Raw genomic sequence first — 15,949 nt, forward strand, 5'->3', positions numbered from 1 at the left:
CAGGCAATTGTTATGAAATGGTTCCTGATTTCCTGTTTATTAGGAATTTTTTCTCTTGGGCTGATCATGGTATTCGATACCTCGTCGGCAGAAGTGTTGGATCGGGCTTTGTCGTGTAGCACGCATAAAGCTTTGATCCGGCAGATAACCTATCTGGTGCTAGGGCTCTCTGTTGCGTCGTTCATTTATATTTTAGGATGGAAAGATTTTCTTAAGATGAGCCCTGTACTCCTCATCATGGTGGGGATGGCTTTGATTTTAGTGCTTATTCCAGGTGTCGGTGTTTGTAGAAATGGAGCTAGACGTTGGTTAGGAGTAGGACAGCTAACATTGCAACCGTCCGAGTTTGTTAAATATTTAATTCCTTGTGTTGCTATCGAATGTTTGACCACAAGAGTCGCTATTCGTAGTAGTTTTAAGCGATTCGTTGCTTTTGTTTCCTTGCTATTTATTCCTATTTTTTTGATTGCGATTGAGCCGGATAATGGATCTGCAGCGGTAATTGCTTTTTCTTTAATTCCTGTGTTTATTGTTACAGCGGTACGATTGCGTTATTGGCTCGTTCCTTTGCTCTGTATCCTTTGTATCGGAGGCATTTTTGCTTATCGGCTTCCTTATGTTCGAAATCGTTTACAGGTTTATTTGCATCCAGAATTAGATATTAAAGGGAGAGGGCATCAACCATATCAAGCAAAGATCGCAGCAGGATCTGGGAAGTTATTCGGTAAAGGTCCCGGAAAGGGATTGCAGAAATTAACCTATCTTCCAGAAGCTCAGAATGATTATATTGCAGCTATCTATGCGGAAGAGTTTGGTTTTGTTGGGATGCTCCTATTGATTCTTCTCTATATGGGATTTATTTATAGTGGATATGTCATTGCTATGAGGGCTTCCCTTTTATCTGGAGCAGCTCTTGCTATTTCAATTACTGTGATTATTGGGATGCAGGCATTTATCAATTTAGGAGTTGTTTCTGGGTTATTGCCTAGTAAGGGAGTGAATCTTCCTTTTTTTAGTCAGGGAGGATCTTCTCTAATTGCTAATATGTGTGGCATTGGATTGCTATTAAGGATATGTGATGAAGAAGATCAGCAAGGTTGTATTGGCAGTAGGGGGAACAGGGGGACACATTATCCCCGCTTTAGCAGCCAGAGAGACTTTCATTAAGGAGAAAGTAGAAGTTCTACTTTTAGGAAAGGGGTTAACGCGTTTCTTGGAAGGAGAACCAGATGTATTGTACTACGATATTCCTTCTGGATCTCCCTTTTCTCTTCGTCCAAATCAAATGTTTTCTGGAGCACGGCAGTTGTATCAAGGATATACGGCTGCGCTTCGGATGATAAAATCTTTCGCTCCAGATGTAGCAGTAGGATTTGGGAGCTATCATTCCCTTCCTGCTATTCTCGCTTCTATCAGAAAGAGAATTCCTCTATTTCTTCATGAACAAAATGTTGTTCCAGGGAAAGTCAACAAGCTGTTTTCTCATTTTGCTAAAGGGGTAGGGATGTCTTTTTCGGCAGCTGGAGAGCATTTTCGTTGTCGAGCAGAAGAGGTATTTCTTCCTATCAGAGAGCCATCAGAGCAGATCGTTTTTCCAGAAGCTTCTCCTGTAATTTGTGTAGTAGGAGGATCTCAGGGAGCAAAAATTTTAAACGATTGTGTCCCTAAAGCTTTGGCTTATGTTCGTGAAAAACATGCGAATTTATATGTTCATCATATTGTAGGCCCTAAAGGAGACCTGGAAGGGGTTTCTCGAGTTTATCAAGATGCTGGAATTCAGCATAAAGTAACGTTTTTTGAAAAAAATATACTTGGAGTATTGCAAGCGAGTGATTTAGTAATTGGAAGGGCAGGTGCTACGATTCTTAATGAGTTGCTTTGGGTTCAGGTGCCAGCTATTTTGATTCCTTATCCAGGAGCTCATGGACATCAAGAAGCAAATGCAAAATTTTTCACACAAACTCTTGGTGGTGGGACCATGATTTTGCAAAAGCATTTGACAGAAGAAAGTTTACGTAAGCAGGTTTTGCTTGCTTTAGATCCAGCAACTAGTGAAAATAGGCGCAAAGCTATGCTGGATGCTCAAAAGAACAAATCCTTCAAATCATTATATCAGTTTATCTGCGAATCTCTATAGGCTAACGATGAAAAGCTTGTGTTACCACTTCATTGGTATTGGTGGGATCGGAATGAGTGCTTTAGCTCATATTCTGCTTGACCGAGGATATAGCGTATCAGGGAGTGACCTTTCTGAAGGGAAAATAGTGGAAACGTTAAAAAATAAAGGCGTGAAGTTCTTCTTAGGAAATCAAGAAGAGCATGTCCCGGAAGAATCGGTAGTTGTATATGGTTCTGGAATTTCTAAAAACAATCCTGAATTTTTAGCTGCTCTGAATAAAGGAAACCGTCTTATTCATAGGGCTGAATTATTAGCAGAGCTTACAAAAGAGCAAATTTCTATCTTTGTCACAGGAAGTCATGGAAAGACAACGGTTTCTTCTTTAATTACAGTCATCTTGCAAGAAGCTGGGAAAACCCCTTCTTTTGCGATAGGAGGGTTAAATGGAGAAGGGATCAATGGGAGTTCAGGATCTGAGTATTTTGTTGCAGAAGCCGATGAAAGCGACGGATCTATTCGGAATTATTCACCAGAATTTTCTGTAATTACCAATATAGACGACGAGCATCTGTCTAATTTTGGTGGAGATCGGGAGCGTTTGCTTGCATCTTTACAAGATTTTTCTACCAAAACTCGTCAGATTTGTTGGTACAATGGAGATTGCTCTCGATTGCGGTCTTGCTTGGTAGGACATACATTTGGATTTACCTCTTCTTGTGATTTACATATTTTAACTTATCGACAAGAGGGGTGGAGATCGTTCTTTACAGTAAGGTATCAGAACGTTTTATACGAGGATGTGGAAGTACGGTTGGTCGGTGAGCATAATGTGATGAATGCTGCGGCAGCTATGGGAGTAGCTTTGTCATTAGGAATAGACGAAGATACGATTAGGGATGCTTTGCAGAGATTCCCAGGGGTTCAACGACGATTACAGAGGAAGAATTCTTCAGAGGTCTTTCTTTTCTTAGAAGATTATGCGCACCATCCTTCTGAGATTGCCTGTACATTGCAAGCTGTTCGCTCTGCCGTGGGATCACGACGCGTTTTAGCCATTTGTCAGCCTCACCGATTTTCTCGTTTAAAAGAGTGTATGGGATGTTTCCCTTCGGCATTCAAAGGTGCTGATGAGGTGTTATTAACAGATGTGTACAGTGCAGGAGAGGCAGAGGAAGATGTCTCTTATAAAGAGTTAGCTCAGTCTATTAGTCGGGAGTCTTTGGTAACATGTGCCTATGTTCCTTTTAGTGAGTTACAGGGCTTTTTAGAAAAGCATATTCGTGTGCATGATGTTTGCGTGGCATTAGGTGCTGGTGATATCGAGGTTTTAGGTGAGAGCTTACGAGATTTTGAACCGAAGAAACTCTCTCTAGGACTTATTTGTGGTGGAAGATCTTGTGAACATGATATTTCTATTCTATCTGCACAAAATATCGCAAAGTATCTTTCGCATTCGTTTTATGAGGTACAGTATTTCTTAATTACCCGTGAGGGGTTATGGAAGACTGGTTCTTCACTAGAATTGTCAGAGGAGACAGGAAAAACCATTTTTGATCCAGAGATAGCAGGAAAATTAAGTAAGGTAGATGTCATTTTACCGATATTGCATGGCCCTTATGGTGAAGATGGGGCTATGCAGGGGTTTTTAGAGACTATTGGGAAGCCCTATACGGGGCCTTCTTTAGTTTTTGCTGCAATAGGAATGAATAAAGTGTTAACCAAGCGTTTTATGAGCGATTTAGGTATTCCTGTTGTGCCTTATCTCCCTCTGACATTAAAGGGATGGAAGCAAGATCAAGAGAAATGTTTAGCTCAGATAAAGGCGGCTTTTTCATTCCCAATGTTTGTGAAGTCTGTGCATTTGGGATCTAGTATTGGCGTTTTTGAAGTTCATGATACTAATGAGTTGCGAGATGCAATTAATGAAGCCTTTGTTCGAGATGATGACGTTTTTATAGAAGAAAGTCGTTTGGGATGTAGGGAAATAGAGGTTTCTTTTTTGGGCGATGGATCTGGAGTCTTTTTTGTTGCAGGAATGCATGAAAGACGAGGCAGAGGCGGGTTTATTGATTATCAAGAAAAGTATGGGCTAAGTGGTAGGGCTAGTGCTCAGATCGTATTTGATGTAGATCTTTCTAAAGAAACGAGAGAACAATTGCTTGGAGTTGCAGAGAAAATTTATCGTCTATTACAAGGAAAGGGGTCTTGTCGTATTGACTTTTTTGTCGATAATGAAGGGAGCTTTTGGTTATCAGAAATCAATCCTATTCCTGGTATGACAACAGCAAGCCCCTTCCTTGCTGCTTTTGTTCGTAAGGGCTGGAATCGCGAACAAATTGTGCATCAACTTGTTATAGATGGATTACAACGATTCGACCAACGCCAACGCTTGATATCGACACCTTTAATAGATCAAGCGTTGGCTGCTCGGTAAGAAGATTCCTGTGTAAGGCAATCGAACTAACTATGATGAGAGCAATTACAGCCATGGCATGTGCCCGCTAAAGTACTGACAGCAACTGAGGATTCTTCTTCAAAGCTATCTTCAATAAAGGAATCCTCTTCAAAATCGTCAGAAGAGTCTGTTGCTGCATGGCCTAGAGATAAAGATTCTTCATCCACAGGAGAGATATTTTCTGGTTGAGCAAGCTCAACAAGGATTTTTTTCTGTAGTCTGGCGCCAACGCGTTTCAGAATAGTTCTTAATGCTTGTATAGTTTGTCCTTTTCTCCCAATGATTTTTCCAATGTCTTCGGAGTCCGCGTGAATTTCCAGCTTAAGAGTTGCGCTGGCTTTATCTTCGGATGATCGAATTTTGACGGAATTGGGATCAGTGACTAAATTTTTCACGATGTACGCTGCAAAATTTTCCATAAAATCCAAATTAATTTGAGAAATAAAAATCTTGATAAGAGTCTCTTGCCCAAGATCATGCGAAGGATATATGAAACTCTAAAAAAGCGTCAATATTTTAGCTTACAGTCTGCTATGAGCTAGTTTTGCGCATAATTCTTAGAAAGAAGAACCTTTTTTACTTACGTTTAAGCAAAAGATAATCTTCGCAACGCAGGTCACAAATGGAAGTAGCTCCAGAGGAAAAAGCTCCAAGATTAAGTGCTTGTTGATAATGTTTGATTCCAGACATAAAAGAATCTTTTCGAAAACGTAATAAAGTTCCAGAAGATAAGCTGACAACAAACTCTGATGGATAGTGATCTATTTGGGATAGATCAATGATGCTTGGAGGGTCTACTTGTAGATTGTTTATTAAAATTTTTATGATGGTGAGAATTTGACTCGAAATATGTGATTGATTAAGAGCTTCTTGTGGAACAAAGACTGTAGGAAGTTGTAATGAATAGAAAGGTAAAGCTGGAAAAGTTTGGCCTTCAAAACCTATGAATGTGTGGGTTTTATTTCCTAAAAAGGCTAAGGGTGCGTGTAAAGCATAGGAAATTGCTAGACCCTTGTGATCAGGAACCTTATCAATAGAAATCTCGGAAAAAATTCCCGTTTGTTTCAAAAAATGTTCAGCCGATTTGGTGGAAAATGTTTGTAGGTGAGGAGGATCATCTGCGGAAAGATGTAATAACTCTGAAAAGAAGGGTTCGGGAAGATGGGGAGGTTCAACGCAAGTGAGGAATAGGGTCTTAATAGGAGTGAAGGACTGTTTAAAAACAAACAAGCTTGGAAGTGTCATCCACAAGCTAATGGGTAAAAAGATAAGAATGCTAATAAAGATACATAGAAACGAGTAGGAAAGAGAGTAAACCGGGCCTTTAGAAAAAAGAAAACGCCATATGTGTGTCAAAAAAGAGAAGTAGCGGGGGAGCAAAACAACCTCAAAAACGCTTCTAGGAGAATCTAAAAAGAATTTCTTTTTTTAGAGAGAAAAAAAGTAAGAAACCCTTATTTGAAAATAAGAGGTAGTAACTCCTTCCGTCAAGAATTTCATTATTAGATTACAAGCTAACTTAGAGGGCCAACTATGGAGTGGATAGCAAGAGAATATAACAATATTTTTATCGTTTCTTTAAAAGGAGACCTAGATGCTGTTACAGTTCCTGCTTTAGAAGAGTTTTTAACAAAAGCCATTGAGAAGGGACGTGTGAATATTCTCCTAAACATGGAAAAAGTTTTTTATATGAGTAGTGCTGGTCTGCGATTGATTCTTTCGTTAGCAAAATTAACAAAAAATCATAGCGGGAAGCTTTGTATCTGTTGTCTTAGAGATGAAGTTGCTGATATCATTCGAGTTGCTGGATTGGATAAAGTAATATCCATCCGTAAAGCAGAACAAGAATCTTTTAGTGATTTTTAAACTATGCCCTTACCAGCTTCTTCGGGATCTGTTGCAGGATTCTCTGTGTGTTCAGATCCTCAAAAATCTTTTTCAAAAATGTTTAAGCGGACGGTGATTTTATTAGCTGGCCCAACAGGATCAGGGAAAACTGCTGTTTCTCTTAAGTTGGCTCCGCTTGTTGATGGAGAGATTATCTCTGTAGACTCTATGCAAGTCTATCAGGGAATGGATATTGGAACAGCAAAGGTCTCCTTAGCTATTCGTCAGGCTGTTCCACATCATCTGATAGATATTTGTCATGTCCAAGAGACTTTTAATGCTGTGGATTTCTATTATCACGCGATACAAGCCTGTCAAGATATTCTATCTCGTAATAAAGTTCCGATTCTTGTAGGGGGAACAGGGTTTTATTTTCATACTTTTTTGTCTGGTCCTCCATCAGGGCCTTCTCCTGACTTTGCATTGCGAGAGCAACTTTCATTGGAAGCTCAAGAACGTGGTATAGGAGCTCTCTATCAAGAGTTAGTGGAGTTGGATTCGGCCTATGCTGCTACTATTACTAAGCATGATAAGAATAAAATTATTCGTGCTTTGGAAATTATTCGGAAGACGGGGAATAAGGTTTCTAGTTATTCCTGGGAATCTACAGTAAACGAGTCGAAAGAGTATCATTGTCGAGGTTGGCTTTTGTCTCCAGACCCTGAATTATTGCGCCATAATATTTTGGAACGGTGCGATCAGATGTTAGAAGAAGGCCTCGTAGATGAGGTTCGCTCTCTTGTAGCTTTAGGGATCAAAGGGAATACATCAGCTTCTCGGGCAATTGGCTATAGAGAATGGATAGAATTTTTAGATGCGGGGAGCCCCGTAGAACGATTTGAGGATACCAAGCAAAAGTTTATCACTAACACCTGGCGCTATACGAAAAAACAACGTACTTGGTTTAAACGTTATCCACTATTTAGAGAACTGAGCCCTATGGGCATGACTCTTGGTGATATCGCAAGAAAGATAGCGCAGGACTACTTTCTATGTGGCTAGATCTTCGTTGAGAAGGCAGGAGAAACTGGGAGATAGAAGGTATCTCGTTCCACAGGAGTAAATCCTGCGCGGCTAAGCATCATACGAATTTCTTGCTCAGAACTTTGCAAGTCCCATCCCGTGCATTTGTGAACGCTTTCATCGAGAATAGTCCCTCCAAAGTCATCAGCGCCATAGAAAAGCCCTTGTAGTCCCTCTTCTTTTCCTTCACCAAACCAAGAAGCTGCAATGTGATCGAAATTGTCTAAAAAGATTCTTGCGATTGCCAGAATGCGATAATAGAGCTCAGGAGATGCTTGCTGAGTGACGCGTCGGCCCAGTGCTGTGTTATTGGGTTTGTAGCTCCAAGGGATGAAGCTAAAAAATCCTGGATTTTCATCCTGAGCATCACGAAGAGTTTGTAGATGTAAGAGAATATCTTCCGCGCTTTCCAAATGACCAAACATCATGGTTGCTGTTGAACGAAACCCTAGTCGATGCGCTAGCTTATGGAATTGTATCCAGCCATCGGGATACATTTTTTTTGGCGATATGCGTTTACGAATTTTTTCAGATAATATTTCTGCGCCTCCCCCAGGGACTGTACGTTGACCCGCATCCCAGAGACGTTTTAGTGCTTGTTCAGTAGAAATTCCTGATACCTGAGCCGCATGGGAAATTTCTACCGCAGAAAAAAAATGTGGGTGTAGAGAGGGGAACTCTTGTTTTGTAATGGAAACTAAAGTCTCCAAGTAATCAATGCCGATTTTTGGATGAACGCCTCCCTGTAGTAGTACTGTTTTGATACCTAATTCTACGTAGCGGTGCATCCACTCGCGAAATTCATTGAATGAAAGTAAATAGGAATCCGAAGAATTAGGCTTTCTGTAAAAGGCACAGAAAGAACAATCTATTTTACAAACATTCGTGTAATTGGGATTGGCATCTAGAACATAGGTAATAGTATTTTGAGGGTAGCGATCTCTTCGTAATGAGTCTGCGCGGATTCGAAGTTCTTCTAAGGGGGAGGAGAGAAAAAGTTGGAGCCCTTCTTGGAGTGAAATTCTTGATGGAGATCCCATAAAACCGTTGACGATAATGCATTGCCAGAGCAAACTTTGACTACCAATTGTTTTTTTTGTCAAGACTCACACTAACCAGCAGTTTATTATATGGATATTCCAGCACAGGGCTCAGATACACCAGAAGTAGAGCAAGCAGTTTGCTGCAATCAGGACACGGTAGAAAATGATCACGCTAAAGAAGAGCAGCCCTCTTCGGAAGTTTCAACAGAAGTGGTTCATGTCCAAAAATGTGAGTCAATGGAAGCTTTTGAGCAAATGGTTGCAGAAAGAAGCTTGGTTGAAGAAAAAATTTCGTTTGCGTTGGAGCAAATGGGAGTTTTGCTAAAGAGCGAAGATCAGAATAACGATTTAAAATTGTTCTGGAATGTAAGAAAATTTTGTTTACCTTTGTTCCAGCAGCTGGAAGATCCTGCTCGGCGAGCAGCTCTTTGGGGACGTTATACCGAACTGACAAGAGAAGGGCGTCATTTGAAGACCTTGCAAGATGAAGAGGGAGCCTTTTTAGTAAGGCAAATTGAGTTGGCTATTTCTTGTTTAGAGTCGGACGTTAACGAATTTTTCTCAAAAACGGAAAAAAATGAAATCTCTAAAGAAGATCAGGATGCTTTAGATATTCAAAGTTTAGCTGCACACAAAGATTTTTATTTATCCACACATGCAGATCTCCGTTGGTTGGGTAGTTTTTCTTCTCAAATTATCAATCTGAGAAAAGAGCTCATGAATGTGAGTATGCGTATGCGACTCAAGAGCCAATTTTTCCAAAAATTATCCGTTTTAGGGAACAGGGTTTTCCCGCGTAGAAAAGAGTTAACAGAAAAGGTTAGCGAGCTTTTTGCTCAAGATGTAGAAGTTTTTGTCGACAAGCACTTTTCACGATCCTCTCGAGAGTCTCTTAAAAAGGCAGTCTTTTTCTTAAGAAAAGAAATTAAGAAATTACAGCAGTGTGCAAAACATCTTTCGATCTCTTCTTCAATCTTTTCAGCAACGCGTTTACGTTTGAGTCAGTGTTGGGATCAGCTCAGGGGATTGGAAAAAGAGATACGACAAGAGCAAAGTCGCTTGGCGGCAACTTCTGCTGAGAATGTGAAAGAAATTCAGGGACAGTTGGATCAGGTAGAGGCTCTTTTGCAGGGTAATGAAGAGGTCCATAAAATTCGCAAGGAAATAGAGACGATTTCCAAGCATATCCGAGGGGTCTCTTTAGTCCATGATGACGTTGTTTTATTGAAGGGCCGCATTCAGACTTTGTTGGGGCAGGTTCGAGAAAGAGAAGCTGTTATTGAGAAAGAAATAAAAGAGCAGCAAGCAAAAGCCGAGCAAGCAAGGGCGGAAGCAATTCAAGCATTGGAAGACGAGGTACATGCTTTCTGTGAGCTGTGCAAAGAGGGAGAACTTCCTGAGGGAGCTAAAGATCGCTGTCAAGATTTGAAAGAGGCGGTAAGGAAGATGTCTTATCTTCCCTATGCGAAGAAAGTAGCTTTGGATAATCAGGTAAATGCTGCGCAAAGAACCGTTCTTGAGCGTTTGGAAGAGCAAATGTTGTCTTGCCCAGACACTAAAGAAAAAGTTTTAAATATGCGTCAAGTTTTAGAACAGCGAGTGCTACGACGTAAGGAGCTTAAAGCTAAACTTGAATGTGATAAAAAATTATTAGGGGGGTCTGGACTCGACTTCGATCGCGCTTTACAGTACAGCGCTATGGTAGAAGAAGATAGAAGGGCCCTTGAAGAACTTGATGTCGCTATTGTCGATCTGAAAAAGCAAATTCAGCAGTTTGTTTAAAAGCTAGTGGTGGGGAAAAGCAGTCAAAAGGTATTAAGCCTTTTGACTCTTTTTTTTGAATCGTTTTAAGAAGTAGGAAACTTAAGACTAGAAAACATCTACGTATACGGCGTATTCTAGAGAGCTCGATTGGTTCTTACGATGGTGTTTTATTTGTTATGTGTAGTAAGAGCGATCGAAAATGATTGCGAGAATCCAAGTCCTAACACAAAGCAGTCTCTCATAGGGATGTAATGAGAATCTAAAAATTACTCCTATGTGGATATTGGGAGCGTGTTGATATATTTTTGAGAGGACTTTCAAAAGAATTAATGATCTCGCTAAAGGAAAGAGACTATTTTTGATAAAGAATATCCGCGAGAGCTTGGGCTCAAGGGGATTTTTCTCTCTAGAAAAAAAGCTCGACCTTATCTTGGATAATCGGGTATTCTCAGGCCAGTTTTATGGATTCGTATTGTTTAAATTTATTGAAGGGAATTGTTCGAGCTATTGATGACAAGAAGGGCCGCAACCCCGTTATTTTGGACGTTCAGGGGATTTCCCAGTTAACAGACTATTTTATTTTTGTTGAAGGGAACGTTGGGGTTCATGTTAAGGCTATAGCCGATACAATTGTAGAGGAGTTAAAAAAACTAAAAGTCTATCCATTAAATGTGGAAGGGCTTAGTCATAGTGATTGGGTTGTTATTGATTACGGATTTATCGTTGTCCACTTGTTTGTCTCTTCTGTTCGGGAACAGTATTGCCTAGAAGAACTGTGGAAAGACGGAGCAATCATTACGTCCGATTGTCTAGCTTCTTAAAGGAGAAAGTATGAACAAAAAACGTGTAGTCGTTACGGGAATGGGGATAGTCTCCTGCCTTGGGAATGAAGTAGAATCTTTCTATGATAGCCTGTTGGCTGGAATTAGTGGGGTGCGGACAATCACATCTTTCCCCTGCGATGATTATGCTACGCGTTTTGCAGGTTGGATAGAGGAATTTAACTCGGAGCCTTATTTAGATAAAAAACAAGCTCGACGAGTAGACCCTTTTATTACATATGCTGTTGTGGCTGCAAAGAAAGCAATAGCTATGTCTCGTTGGGATCAAGAGACTCTTCCTGCGAATCCTCATCGTTGCGGAGTGATCATTGGATCTGGGATGGGGGGGCTTCGGACCCTTGATGAGGGGATCGAAAAATTATCAGCAGGGAATAGAAAACTGTCTCCATTCTTTATTCCTTATATCATTACTAATATGGCTCCTGCCTTGATCGCTATGGATTATGGTTTAATGGGGCCAAACTATTCTATTTCAACAGCCTGTGCAACGGCCAACTATTGTATTGATGCTGCTTATCAACATCTCGTTGAAGGGCGTGCGGATGTCATCGTTTGTGGAGGGACTGAGGCTGCCATTAATCGTGTTGGCTTGGCTGGATTTATTGCTAATCGCGCATTGTCGGAAAGAAATGATGCTCCTGAACAGGCATCGCGTCCCTGGGACCGGGATCGGGATGGTTTTGTGCTAGGAGAAGGGGCTGGCGTCCTGGTCTTAGAAACCCTGGATAATGCTTTAAAAAGAGGGGCTCCAATTTTTGCTGAAGTGCTTGGAACCTATACAACGTGCGACGCTTTTCATATTACTGCTCCTAGAGATGATGGTGAAGGAATCACTGCCTGTATACTAGGAGCTTTGAATAAAGCTGGTATTCCTAAAGAACGGGTGAATTACATTAATGCGCACGGAACTTCCACTCCATTAGGAGATCTGTCAGAGGTATTGGCTTTGAAAAAGGCTTTTGGAAGTCATATCAAAAACTTGCGCATGAATTCGACCAAGTCTTTGATAGGGCACTGCTTAGGAGCTGCAGGTGGGGTAGAAGCTGTTGCGACTATTCAAGCCATTCAGACAGGGAAGTTGCACCCAACAATCAATATAGAAAATCCTATAGCAGAAATAGAAGAGTTTGATGTAGTTGCGAATAAATCCCAGGATTGGGATGTGGATGTTGCTATGTCGAATTCCTTTGGTTTCGGCGGACATAATTCAACGATATTATTTTCGAGGTATGAACCTTCATTATGATGAAAACTAAGCACGAATATTCTTTTGGCGTTATTCCTATCCGATTTTTTGGTACTCCAGATAGAAGTACCTTAAAGGCTTGTTTTATCTGCCATACAGATGGGAAACATTGGGGGTTCCCTAAGGGACATGCTGAGGAAAAAGAGGGTCCTCAGGAAGCTGCGGAACGAGAACTTGTTGAAGAGACAGGGTTAGGGATTGTTAATTTTTTCCCAAAAATATTTGTAGAAAATTACTCTTTTAACAACAAAGAAGAAGTCTTTGTGCGTAAAGAAGTGACCTATTTTCTTGCTGAAGTTAAGGGAGAAGTGCATGCTGATCCAGATGAAATTTGTGATGTGCAATGGCTGAGCTTACAGGAAGGTTTACGTCTTTTGAATTTCCCAGAAATTCGTAATATTGTTACAGAAGCAGATAAGTTTGTGCAAAACTATCTATTTGCTTCATAAAGTTCCCTAGGATGAAAAAAACTTGATTAGGAAGGGCTATTATGAGAAATCTCATAATAGCCTTTTCTTTACTCCGCTTTACATAAAAAGATTACAATAATCTTCGTGCGCTAGTCGGATGACTTTTTGGGCTTCTTTTTTCCCATATAAGCCGATAATTTCAATTTTAGCAGGTTTGGCTTGGATTAAACTTTCAGGAGTGGCCTTATACGTTAAAAAATAGTGCTGAATCATGTCCAAAACAGATCCGGGGCAGTCAGAAATATCTTCCATAGCTCCGTAAACGAGATCATCTTCTAGAACAGCAATAATTTTATCATCAGCTTCTCCAGAATCTAAAATACGAATACCTCCAATAGGTCGAGCTTGCAACAGGATATTTCCTTGGGTGATATTCTTTTCTGTTAGTACACAAATATCAAGAGGGTCTCCATCTCCTTTGATGTTGTCTCTATTGCTTTGCTGGCCACTATATTCCCCAGAAAGATCCCCACAATAAGTTTTAGGTAAAAGGCCATATAGGCAAGGGCAAAAATTGGAAAACTTCTGTGGCCGATCGACTTTTAGTAACCCCGTCTCTTTATCCAATTCAAATTTAACCGAATCAGAGGGAGTGATCTCTATATAGCAGCAAAGAGATTCGTAATCATCGCGTGTTAATACTGGTCCATGCCAAGGATGGACTATAGATAATGGTGTTTTAGACATGAGATAACTCTCTATTAAAGTGTTTTGCGAGCAATTATCCTGCGCTAACAGCTTATTCGTCCAATAGTTTTAGCATTCTTGTTGGCTCACAAACTTTTATTTTTAATTATAGAGCTTTCTTTTTGCTTTTATTTTTGTCGTTGTGAAAAAATGCTGAAAAGTTCCTTGCAAAAATCCTCTCAGAAGGTTTTTTGGCAACAAACAAGTGTTTCTGTATTGCAGAATGATATAGGCTGAACATAGAATATGAAATACTCTTTGCAAATAGAAGACCTTCATATTGAAGGATTCGAACAGGTTTTGAAAATTAGTTGTGAGTCTGTGCAGTTGGTGGCTGTAATTGCTATTCATCAGACGAAAGTAGGACCTGCTTTGGGGGGAATTCGTGCTTTTAATTACTCTCAATTTGATGATGGATTACAGGATGCTTTGCGTTTGTCAAAAGCAATGACATATAAGGCTCTTCTTAGTAGTACAGGAACCGGTGGAGGGAAAAGTGTGATTTTCTTACCGGAGGGGCTCTCTAGCCCTACAGAAGGAATGTTAAGAGCTTTTGGTCAAGCTGTGGACTCTTTGCAAGGGAAATATATTGCAGCTGAGGATGTAGGGATCTCGGTTCAGGACATGACGATCATTCATGAGGAGACTCCTTACGTTTGTGGGCTAGCGTCAATAAGCGGAGACCCCTCCATATACACAGCACATGGAGTGTTTTTATGCATTCAAGAGACGGTTGATTACCTGTGGAATGAGGGTATAAAAGGGAAGCGAGTTGCTGTACAGGGGTTGGGTTCTGTTGGGCGTAAGCTGGTGCATGAGCTATTCTTTGCAGGGGCTGATTTAATCGTCTATGACACACGAAAACATCTTCTTGATGAAGTAGTGACTTTATATGGGGCTCAAGTTGATGAAAACATTATCTCGGTAGATTGCGATGTTTTGTGTCCTTGCGCCTTAGGAGGGGTTATTAACGCGTGCAGTGTCGATCAGCTTCGATGTCGAGCGATTGTTGGGGCAGCCAATAACCAGCTTGAAAATACTTCCATAGGGAAAGAGTTAGCAATTCGAGAGATTCTTTATGCGCCAGATTATCTTGCTAATGCAGGAGGCCTATTGAATGTTGCTAGTTCTGTGGGACAGACCTATGCACCTAAAGAAGTCTTAAAAAAAGTAGAGAGTCTACCAAAAACTCTACGACGTCTGTATGAGAAAAGCATTCAAGAGAGCATCGATACAGGGACTCTTGCTAACACTATAGTTGAAGAGCGCTTAGCTGCTTATTCTTAGTGAAGGAAGACTGCTCTTCTGGAGATAGTCTGTTTAAAGTAGACCGGTGACGGAGTCTATATAGAGTTTCCAGGATAGTGTTGTGGATGCGTTCGTTAGCGGAAGCAAGAATCAAAGGGTGTTTTTCCAAATATAAGTTAGGATTAGAAAAAGTAAGTGGGGATCCGGATATATCTGTAACAAGGCCTCCAGCTTCTTCTATAAGAAATACTCCAGGAGCATGGTCTCTGTAATGAGCCCGTGGAGGGGAATAAGGAATACGAATGAAGAAGTCTACGGTATTGTCTGCAACCCATGCATATTTGCTTTGGCTATCAGCGCGAACAGGTCGGGGATGCCATGGGAGGTGTTGACTAAGAATGTGTGTGGTCAAATGTTGGTGGTTTCTAGCTGCCAGAGAAGCTTCGCAGAATTGATGGGTAAGCTGGAAGTCTTCTTGAAGAGAGAAAAGGATAGAACGGGTGGGTGTATAAATTGTGAGCCCTTCACCTTTAGCTGCTGAATACATTTTGAAGGACGCATTGTTTGATGTAGGGTTGGCTATGACAGAAAGAATAGGGGAGTGTTCATAGAACAAGGAAAGAGCAACAGCAAAATAGCGTTGTTTGATGAATCCTGAGGTGCCGTCGATAGGATCTGTTAACCAAAATAGAGAAGAATGGGAGTTTTGGGAAGAAAGAGCTTTGTAAAGGTTTTGACACGAGACTTGTGGGTCAAGTTGTTTTGCAAAGTTTAGAATTTGAGGAATTTTGTGGTGATCCGTATCCGGATTGAGAGTCTCTTCACCAACTAAAGGGATATGCGGAAACAAAGATGTAAGTGTTTGGTGAAAATAATATTGGATAGCGTAGTCAGCAGGAGTAACATGTGTCTGATCAGGCTTTTCCCATGAAGGAATGAATGTGCGAGATTGGCGATAACGCATAAGCGCTAGCATAGCCTGCATAACAACTGTTTCTGCAGCTTTCTGGCAGTCAATGAGGAGGGGGAACATAAGCTTTTCCGCAGTTTGCAAAGGGACAACGATCTCTTTCTATAGCGAGGAAATGTTGCTATATGAGAGGACATCCTAACCAGAGAGACGGTTTTTAGCAAGAGCGGAGCTATTGGGATATTGCGAGAATAA

Annotated in this window: 15 protein-coding genes; 10 read left to right on the top strand and 5 right to left on the bottom strand. The window is 40.8% G+C overall.

The window, feature by feature from the left end; all coding sequences use genetic code 11:
* Positions 1-12 precede the first annotated feature (12 nt).
* From ftsW to TC_RS00755, 3 genes are read left to right on the top strand one after another with little or no spacing between them, the layout of a single operon-like run.
* Positions 13-1,167, top strand: coding sequence for a putative lipid II flippase FtsW (gene ftsW / locus TC_RS00745; protein ID WP_010229507.1), 1,155 nt, complete (start codon positions 13-15; stop codon positions 1,165-1,167).
* The gene (gene murG / locus TC_RS00750; RefSeq protein ID WP_010229509.1) at positions 1,079-2,137 is read left to right on the top strand and encodes an undecaprenyldiphospho-muramoylpentapeptide beta-N-acetylglucosaminyltransferase; all 1,059 of its coding nucleotides are present in this window, start codon (positions 1,079-1,081) and stop codon (positions 2,135-2,137) included. Before ftsW ends, murG begins: the two co-directional genes overlap by 89 nt.
* 7 nt (positions 2,138-2,144) lie before the next feature.
* Complete coding sequence (locus TC_RS00755; RefSeq protein ID WP_010229511.1) at positions 2,145-4,553, top strand: bifunctional UDP-N-acetylmuramate--L-alanine ligase/D-alanine--D-alanine ligase; 2,409 nt, start codon at positions 2,145-2,147, stop codon at positions 4,551-4,553.
* 26 nt (positions 4,554-4,579) lie between these two features.
* On the opposite strand, the gene TC_RS00760 is transcribed toward TC_RS00755, so the two are convergent.
* Together TC_RS00760 and TC_RS00765 are read right to left on the bottom strand one after the other, a co-directional pair.
* Positions 4,580-4,993 (bottom strand): KH domain-containing protein, encoded by a 414-nt coding sequence (locus TC_RS00760; RefSeq protein ID WP_010229513.1) that lies wholly within the window; start codon positions 4,991-4,993, stop codon positions 4,580-4,582.
* 157 nt (positions 4,994-5,150) lie between these two features.
* On the bottom strand, positions 5,151-5,954 hold the full coding sequence (locus tag TC_RS00765) for a hypothetical protein (RefSeq protein ID WP_010229515.1): 804 nt from the start codon (positions 5,952-5,954) through the stop codon (positions 5,151-5,153).
* Positions 5,955-6,107: 153 nt separating this feature from the next.
* Between TC_RS00765 and TC_RS00770 the strand changes: the two genes are divergently transcribed.
* Positions 6,108-6,440 carry an anti-sigma factor antagonist gene (locus TC_RS00770; protein WP_010229518.1) on the top strand — a complete coding sequence of 111 codons (333 nt, stop codon included), beginning with the start codon at positions 6,108-6,110 and terminating at the stop codon, positions 6,438-6,440.
* A gap of 3 nt (positions 6,441-6,443) precedes the next feature.
* Positions 6,444-7,463, top strand: a complete 1,020-nt coding sequence (gene miaA, locus TC_RS00775; RefSeq protein ID WP_010229522.1) for a tRNA (adenosine(37)-N6)-dimethylallyltransferase MiaA — start codon at positions 6,444-6,446, stop codon at positions 7,461-7,463.
* Here the strand turns inward: miaA and mqnC are convergent.
* Positions 7,460-8,524: a cyclic dehypoxanthinyl futalosine synthase gene (mqnC, locus tag TC_RS00780; RefSeq protein WP_010229525.1), complete on the bottom strand. Its 1,065-nt coding sequence runs from the start codon at positions 8,522-8,524 to the stop codon at positions 7,460-7,462. The genes miaA and mqnC overlap by 4 nt on opposite strands.
* A gap of 90 nt (positions 8,525-8,614) precedes the next feature.
* On the opposite strand from mqnC, the gene TC_RS00785 reads away from it, so the two are divergent.
* From TC_RS00785 to TC_RS00800, 4 genes are all read left to right on the top strand, one after another.
* Positions 8,615-10,309: a hypothetical protein gene (locus TC_RS00785; protein WP_010229527.1), complete on the top strand. Its 1,695-nt coding sequence runs from the start codon at positions 8,615-8,617 to the stop codon at positions 10,307-10,309.
* A 443-nt stretch (positions 10,310-10,752) separates the two neighbouring features.
* Positions 10,753-11,112 carry a ribosome silencing factor gene (gene rsfS / locus TC_RS00790; protein ID WP_010229529.1) on the top strand — a complete coding sequence of 120 codons (360 nt, stop codon included), beginning with the start codon at positions 10,753-10,755 and terminating at the stop codon, positions 11,110-11,112.
* Between the two features lie 10 nt (positions 11,113-11,122).
* Positions 11,123-12,379, top strand: coding sequence for a beta-ketoacyl-ACP synthase II (gene fabF / locus TC_RS00795; protein ID WP_010229532.1), 1,257 nt, complete (start codon positions 11,123-11,125; stop codon positions 12,377-12,379).
* A complete protein-coding gene (locus tag TC_RS00800; RefSeq protein ID WP_010229534.1) occupies positions 12,376-12,828 on the top strand; it encodes a bis(5'-nucleosyl)-tetraphosphatase in 453 nt (150 codons plus the stop codon). Before fabF ends, TC_RS00800 begins: the two co-directional genes overlap by 4 nt.
* Before the next feature lie 78 nt (positions 12,829-12,906).
* On the opposite strand, the gene TC_RS00805 is transcribed toward TC_RS00800, so the two are convergent.
* Positions 12,907-13,536 (bottom strand): inorganic pyrophosphatase, encoded by a 630-nt coding sequence (locus tag TC_RS00805; RefSeq protein WP_010229535.1) that lies wholly within the window; start codon positions 13,534-13,536, stop codon positions 12,907-12,909.
* A 246-nt stretch (positions 13,537-13,782) separates the two neighbouring features.
* Between TC_RS00805 and TC_RS00810 the strand changes: the two genes are divergently transcribed.
* A complete protein-coding gene (locus TC_RS00810) occupies positions 13,783-14,823 on the top strand; it encodes a Glu/Leu/Phe/Val dehydrogenase family protein (protein ID WP_010229539.1) in 1,041 nt (346 codons plus the stop codon).
* Here the strand turns inward: TC_RS00810 and TC_RS00815 are convergent.
* On the bottom strand, positions 14,789-15,817 hold the full coding sequence (locus TC_RS00815; protein WP_010232069.1) for an inositol monophosphatase family protein: 1,029 nt from the start codon (positions 15,815-15,817) through the stop codon (positions 14,789-14,791). The two genes, TC_RS00810 and TC_RS00815, sit on opposite strands and share 35 nt — an antisense overlap.
* Positions 15,818-15,949 lie beyond the last annotated feature (132 nt).

This window comes from Chlamydia muridarum str. Nigg (genome assembly GCF_000006685.1).
In the GTDB taxonomy this organism is placed as follows: Bacteria; Chlamydiota; Chlamydiia; order Chlamydiales; family Chlamydiaceae; genus Chlamydia; species Chlamydia muridarum.

What these genes read in the sequence shown, in the direction of transcription:
- miaA (WP_010229522.1), top strand. Translation starts at nt 6,444, where the DNA reads ATGCCCTTACCAGCTTCTTCGGGATCTGTTGCAGGATTCTCTGTGTGT.
- TC_RS00770 (WP_010229518.1), top strand. Translation starts at nt 6,108, where the DNA reads ATGGAGTGGATAGCAAGAGAATATAACAATATTTTTATCGTTTCTTTA.
- TC_RS00760 (WP_010229513.1), bottom strand. Translation starts at nt 4,993, where the DNA reads ATGGAAAATTTTGCAGCGTACATCGTGAAAAATTTAGTCACTGATCCC.
- fabF (WP_010229532.1), top strand. Translation starts at nt 11,123, where the DNA reads ATGAACAAAAAACGTGTAGTCGTTACGGGAATGGGGATAGTCTCCTGC.
- TC_RS00815 (WP_010232069.1), bottom strand. Translation starts at nt 15,817, where the DNA reads ATGTTCCCCCTCCTCATTGACTGCCAGAAAGCTGCAGAAACAGTTGTT.
- rsfS (WP_010229529.1), top strand. Translation starts at nt 10,753, where the DNA reads ATGGATTCGTATTGTTTAAATTTATTGAAGGGAATTGTTCGAGCTATT.
- TC_RS00805 (WP_010229535.1), bottom strand. Translation starts at nt 13,536, where the DNA reads ATGTCTAAAACACCATTATCTATAGTCCATCCTTGGCATGGACCAGTA.
- TC_RS00785 (WP_010229527.1), top strand. Translation starts at nt 8,615, where the DNA reads ATGGATATTCCAGCACAGGGCTCAGATACACCAGAAGTAGAGCAAGCA.
- ftsW (WP_010229507.1), top strand. Translation starts at nt 13, where the DNA reads ATGAAATGGTTCCTGATTTCCTGTTTATTAGGAATTTTTTCTCTTGGG.
- TC_RS00755 (WP_010229511.1), top strand. Translation starts at nt 2,145, where the DNA reads ATGAAAAGCTTGTGTTACCACTTCATTGGTATTGGTGGGATCGGAATG.
- murG (WP_010229509.1), top strand. Translation starts at nt 1,079, where the DNA reads ATGAAGAAGATCAGCAAGGTTGTATTGGCAGTAGGGGGAACAGGGGGA.
- TC_RS00800 (WP_010229534.1), top strand. Translation starts at nt 12,376, where the DNA reads ATGATGAAAACTAAGCACGAATATTCTTTTGGCGTTATTCCTATCCGA.
- mqnC (WP_010229525.1), bottom strand. Translation starts at nt 8,524, where the DNA reads ATGGGATCTCCATCAAGAATTTCACTCCAAGAAGGGCTCCAACTTTTT.
- TC_RS00810 (WP_010229539.1), top strand. Translation starts at nt 13,783, where the DNA reads ATGAAATACTCTTTGCAAATAGAAGACCTTCATATTGAAGGATTCGAA.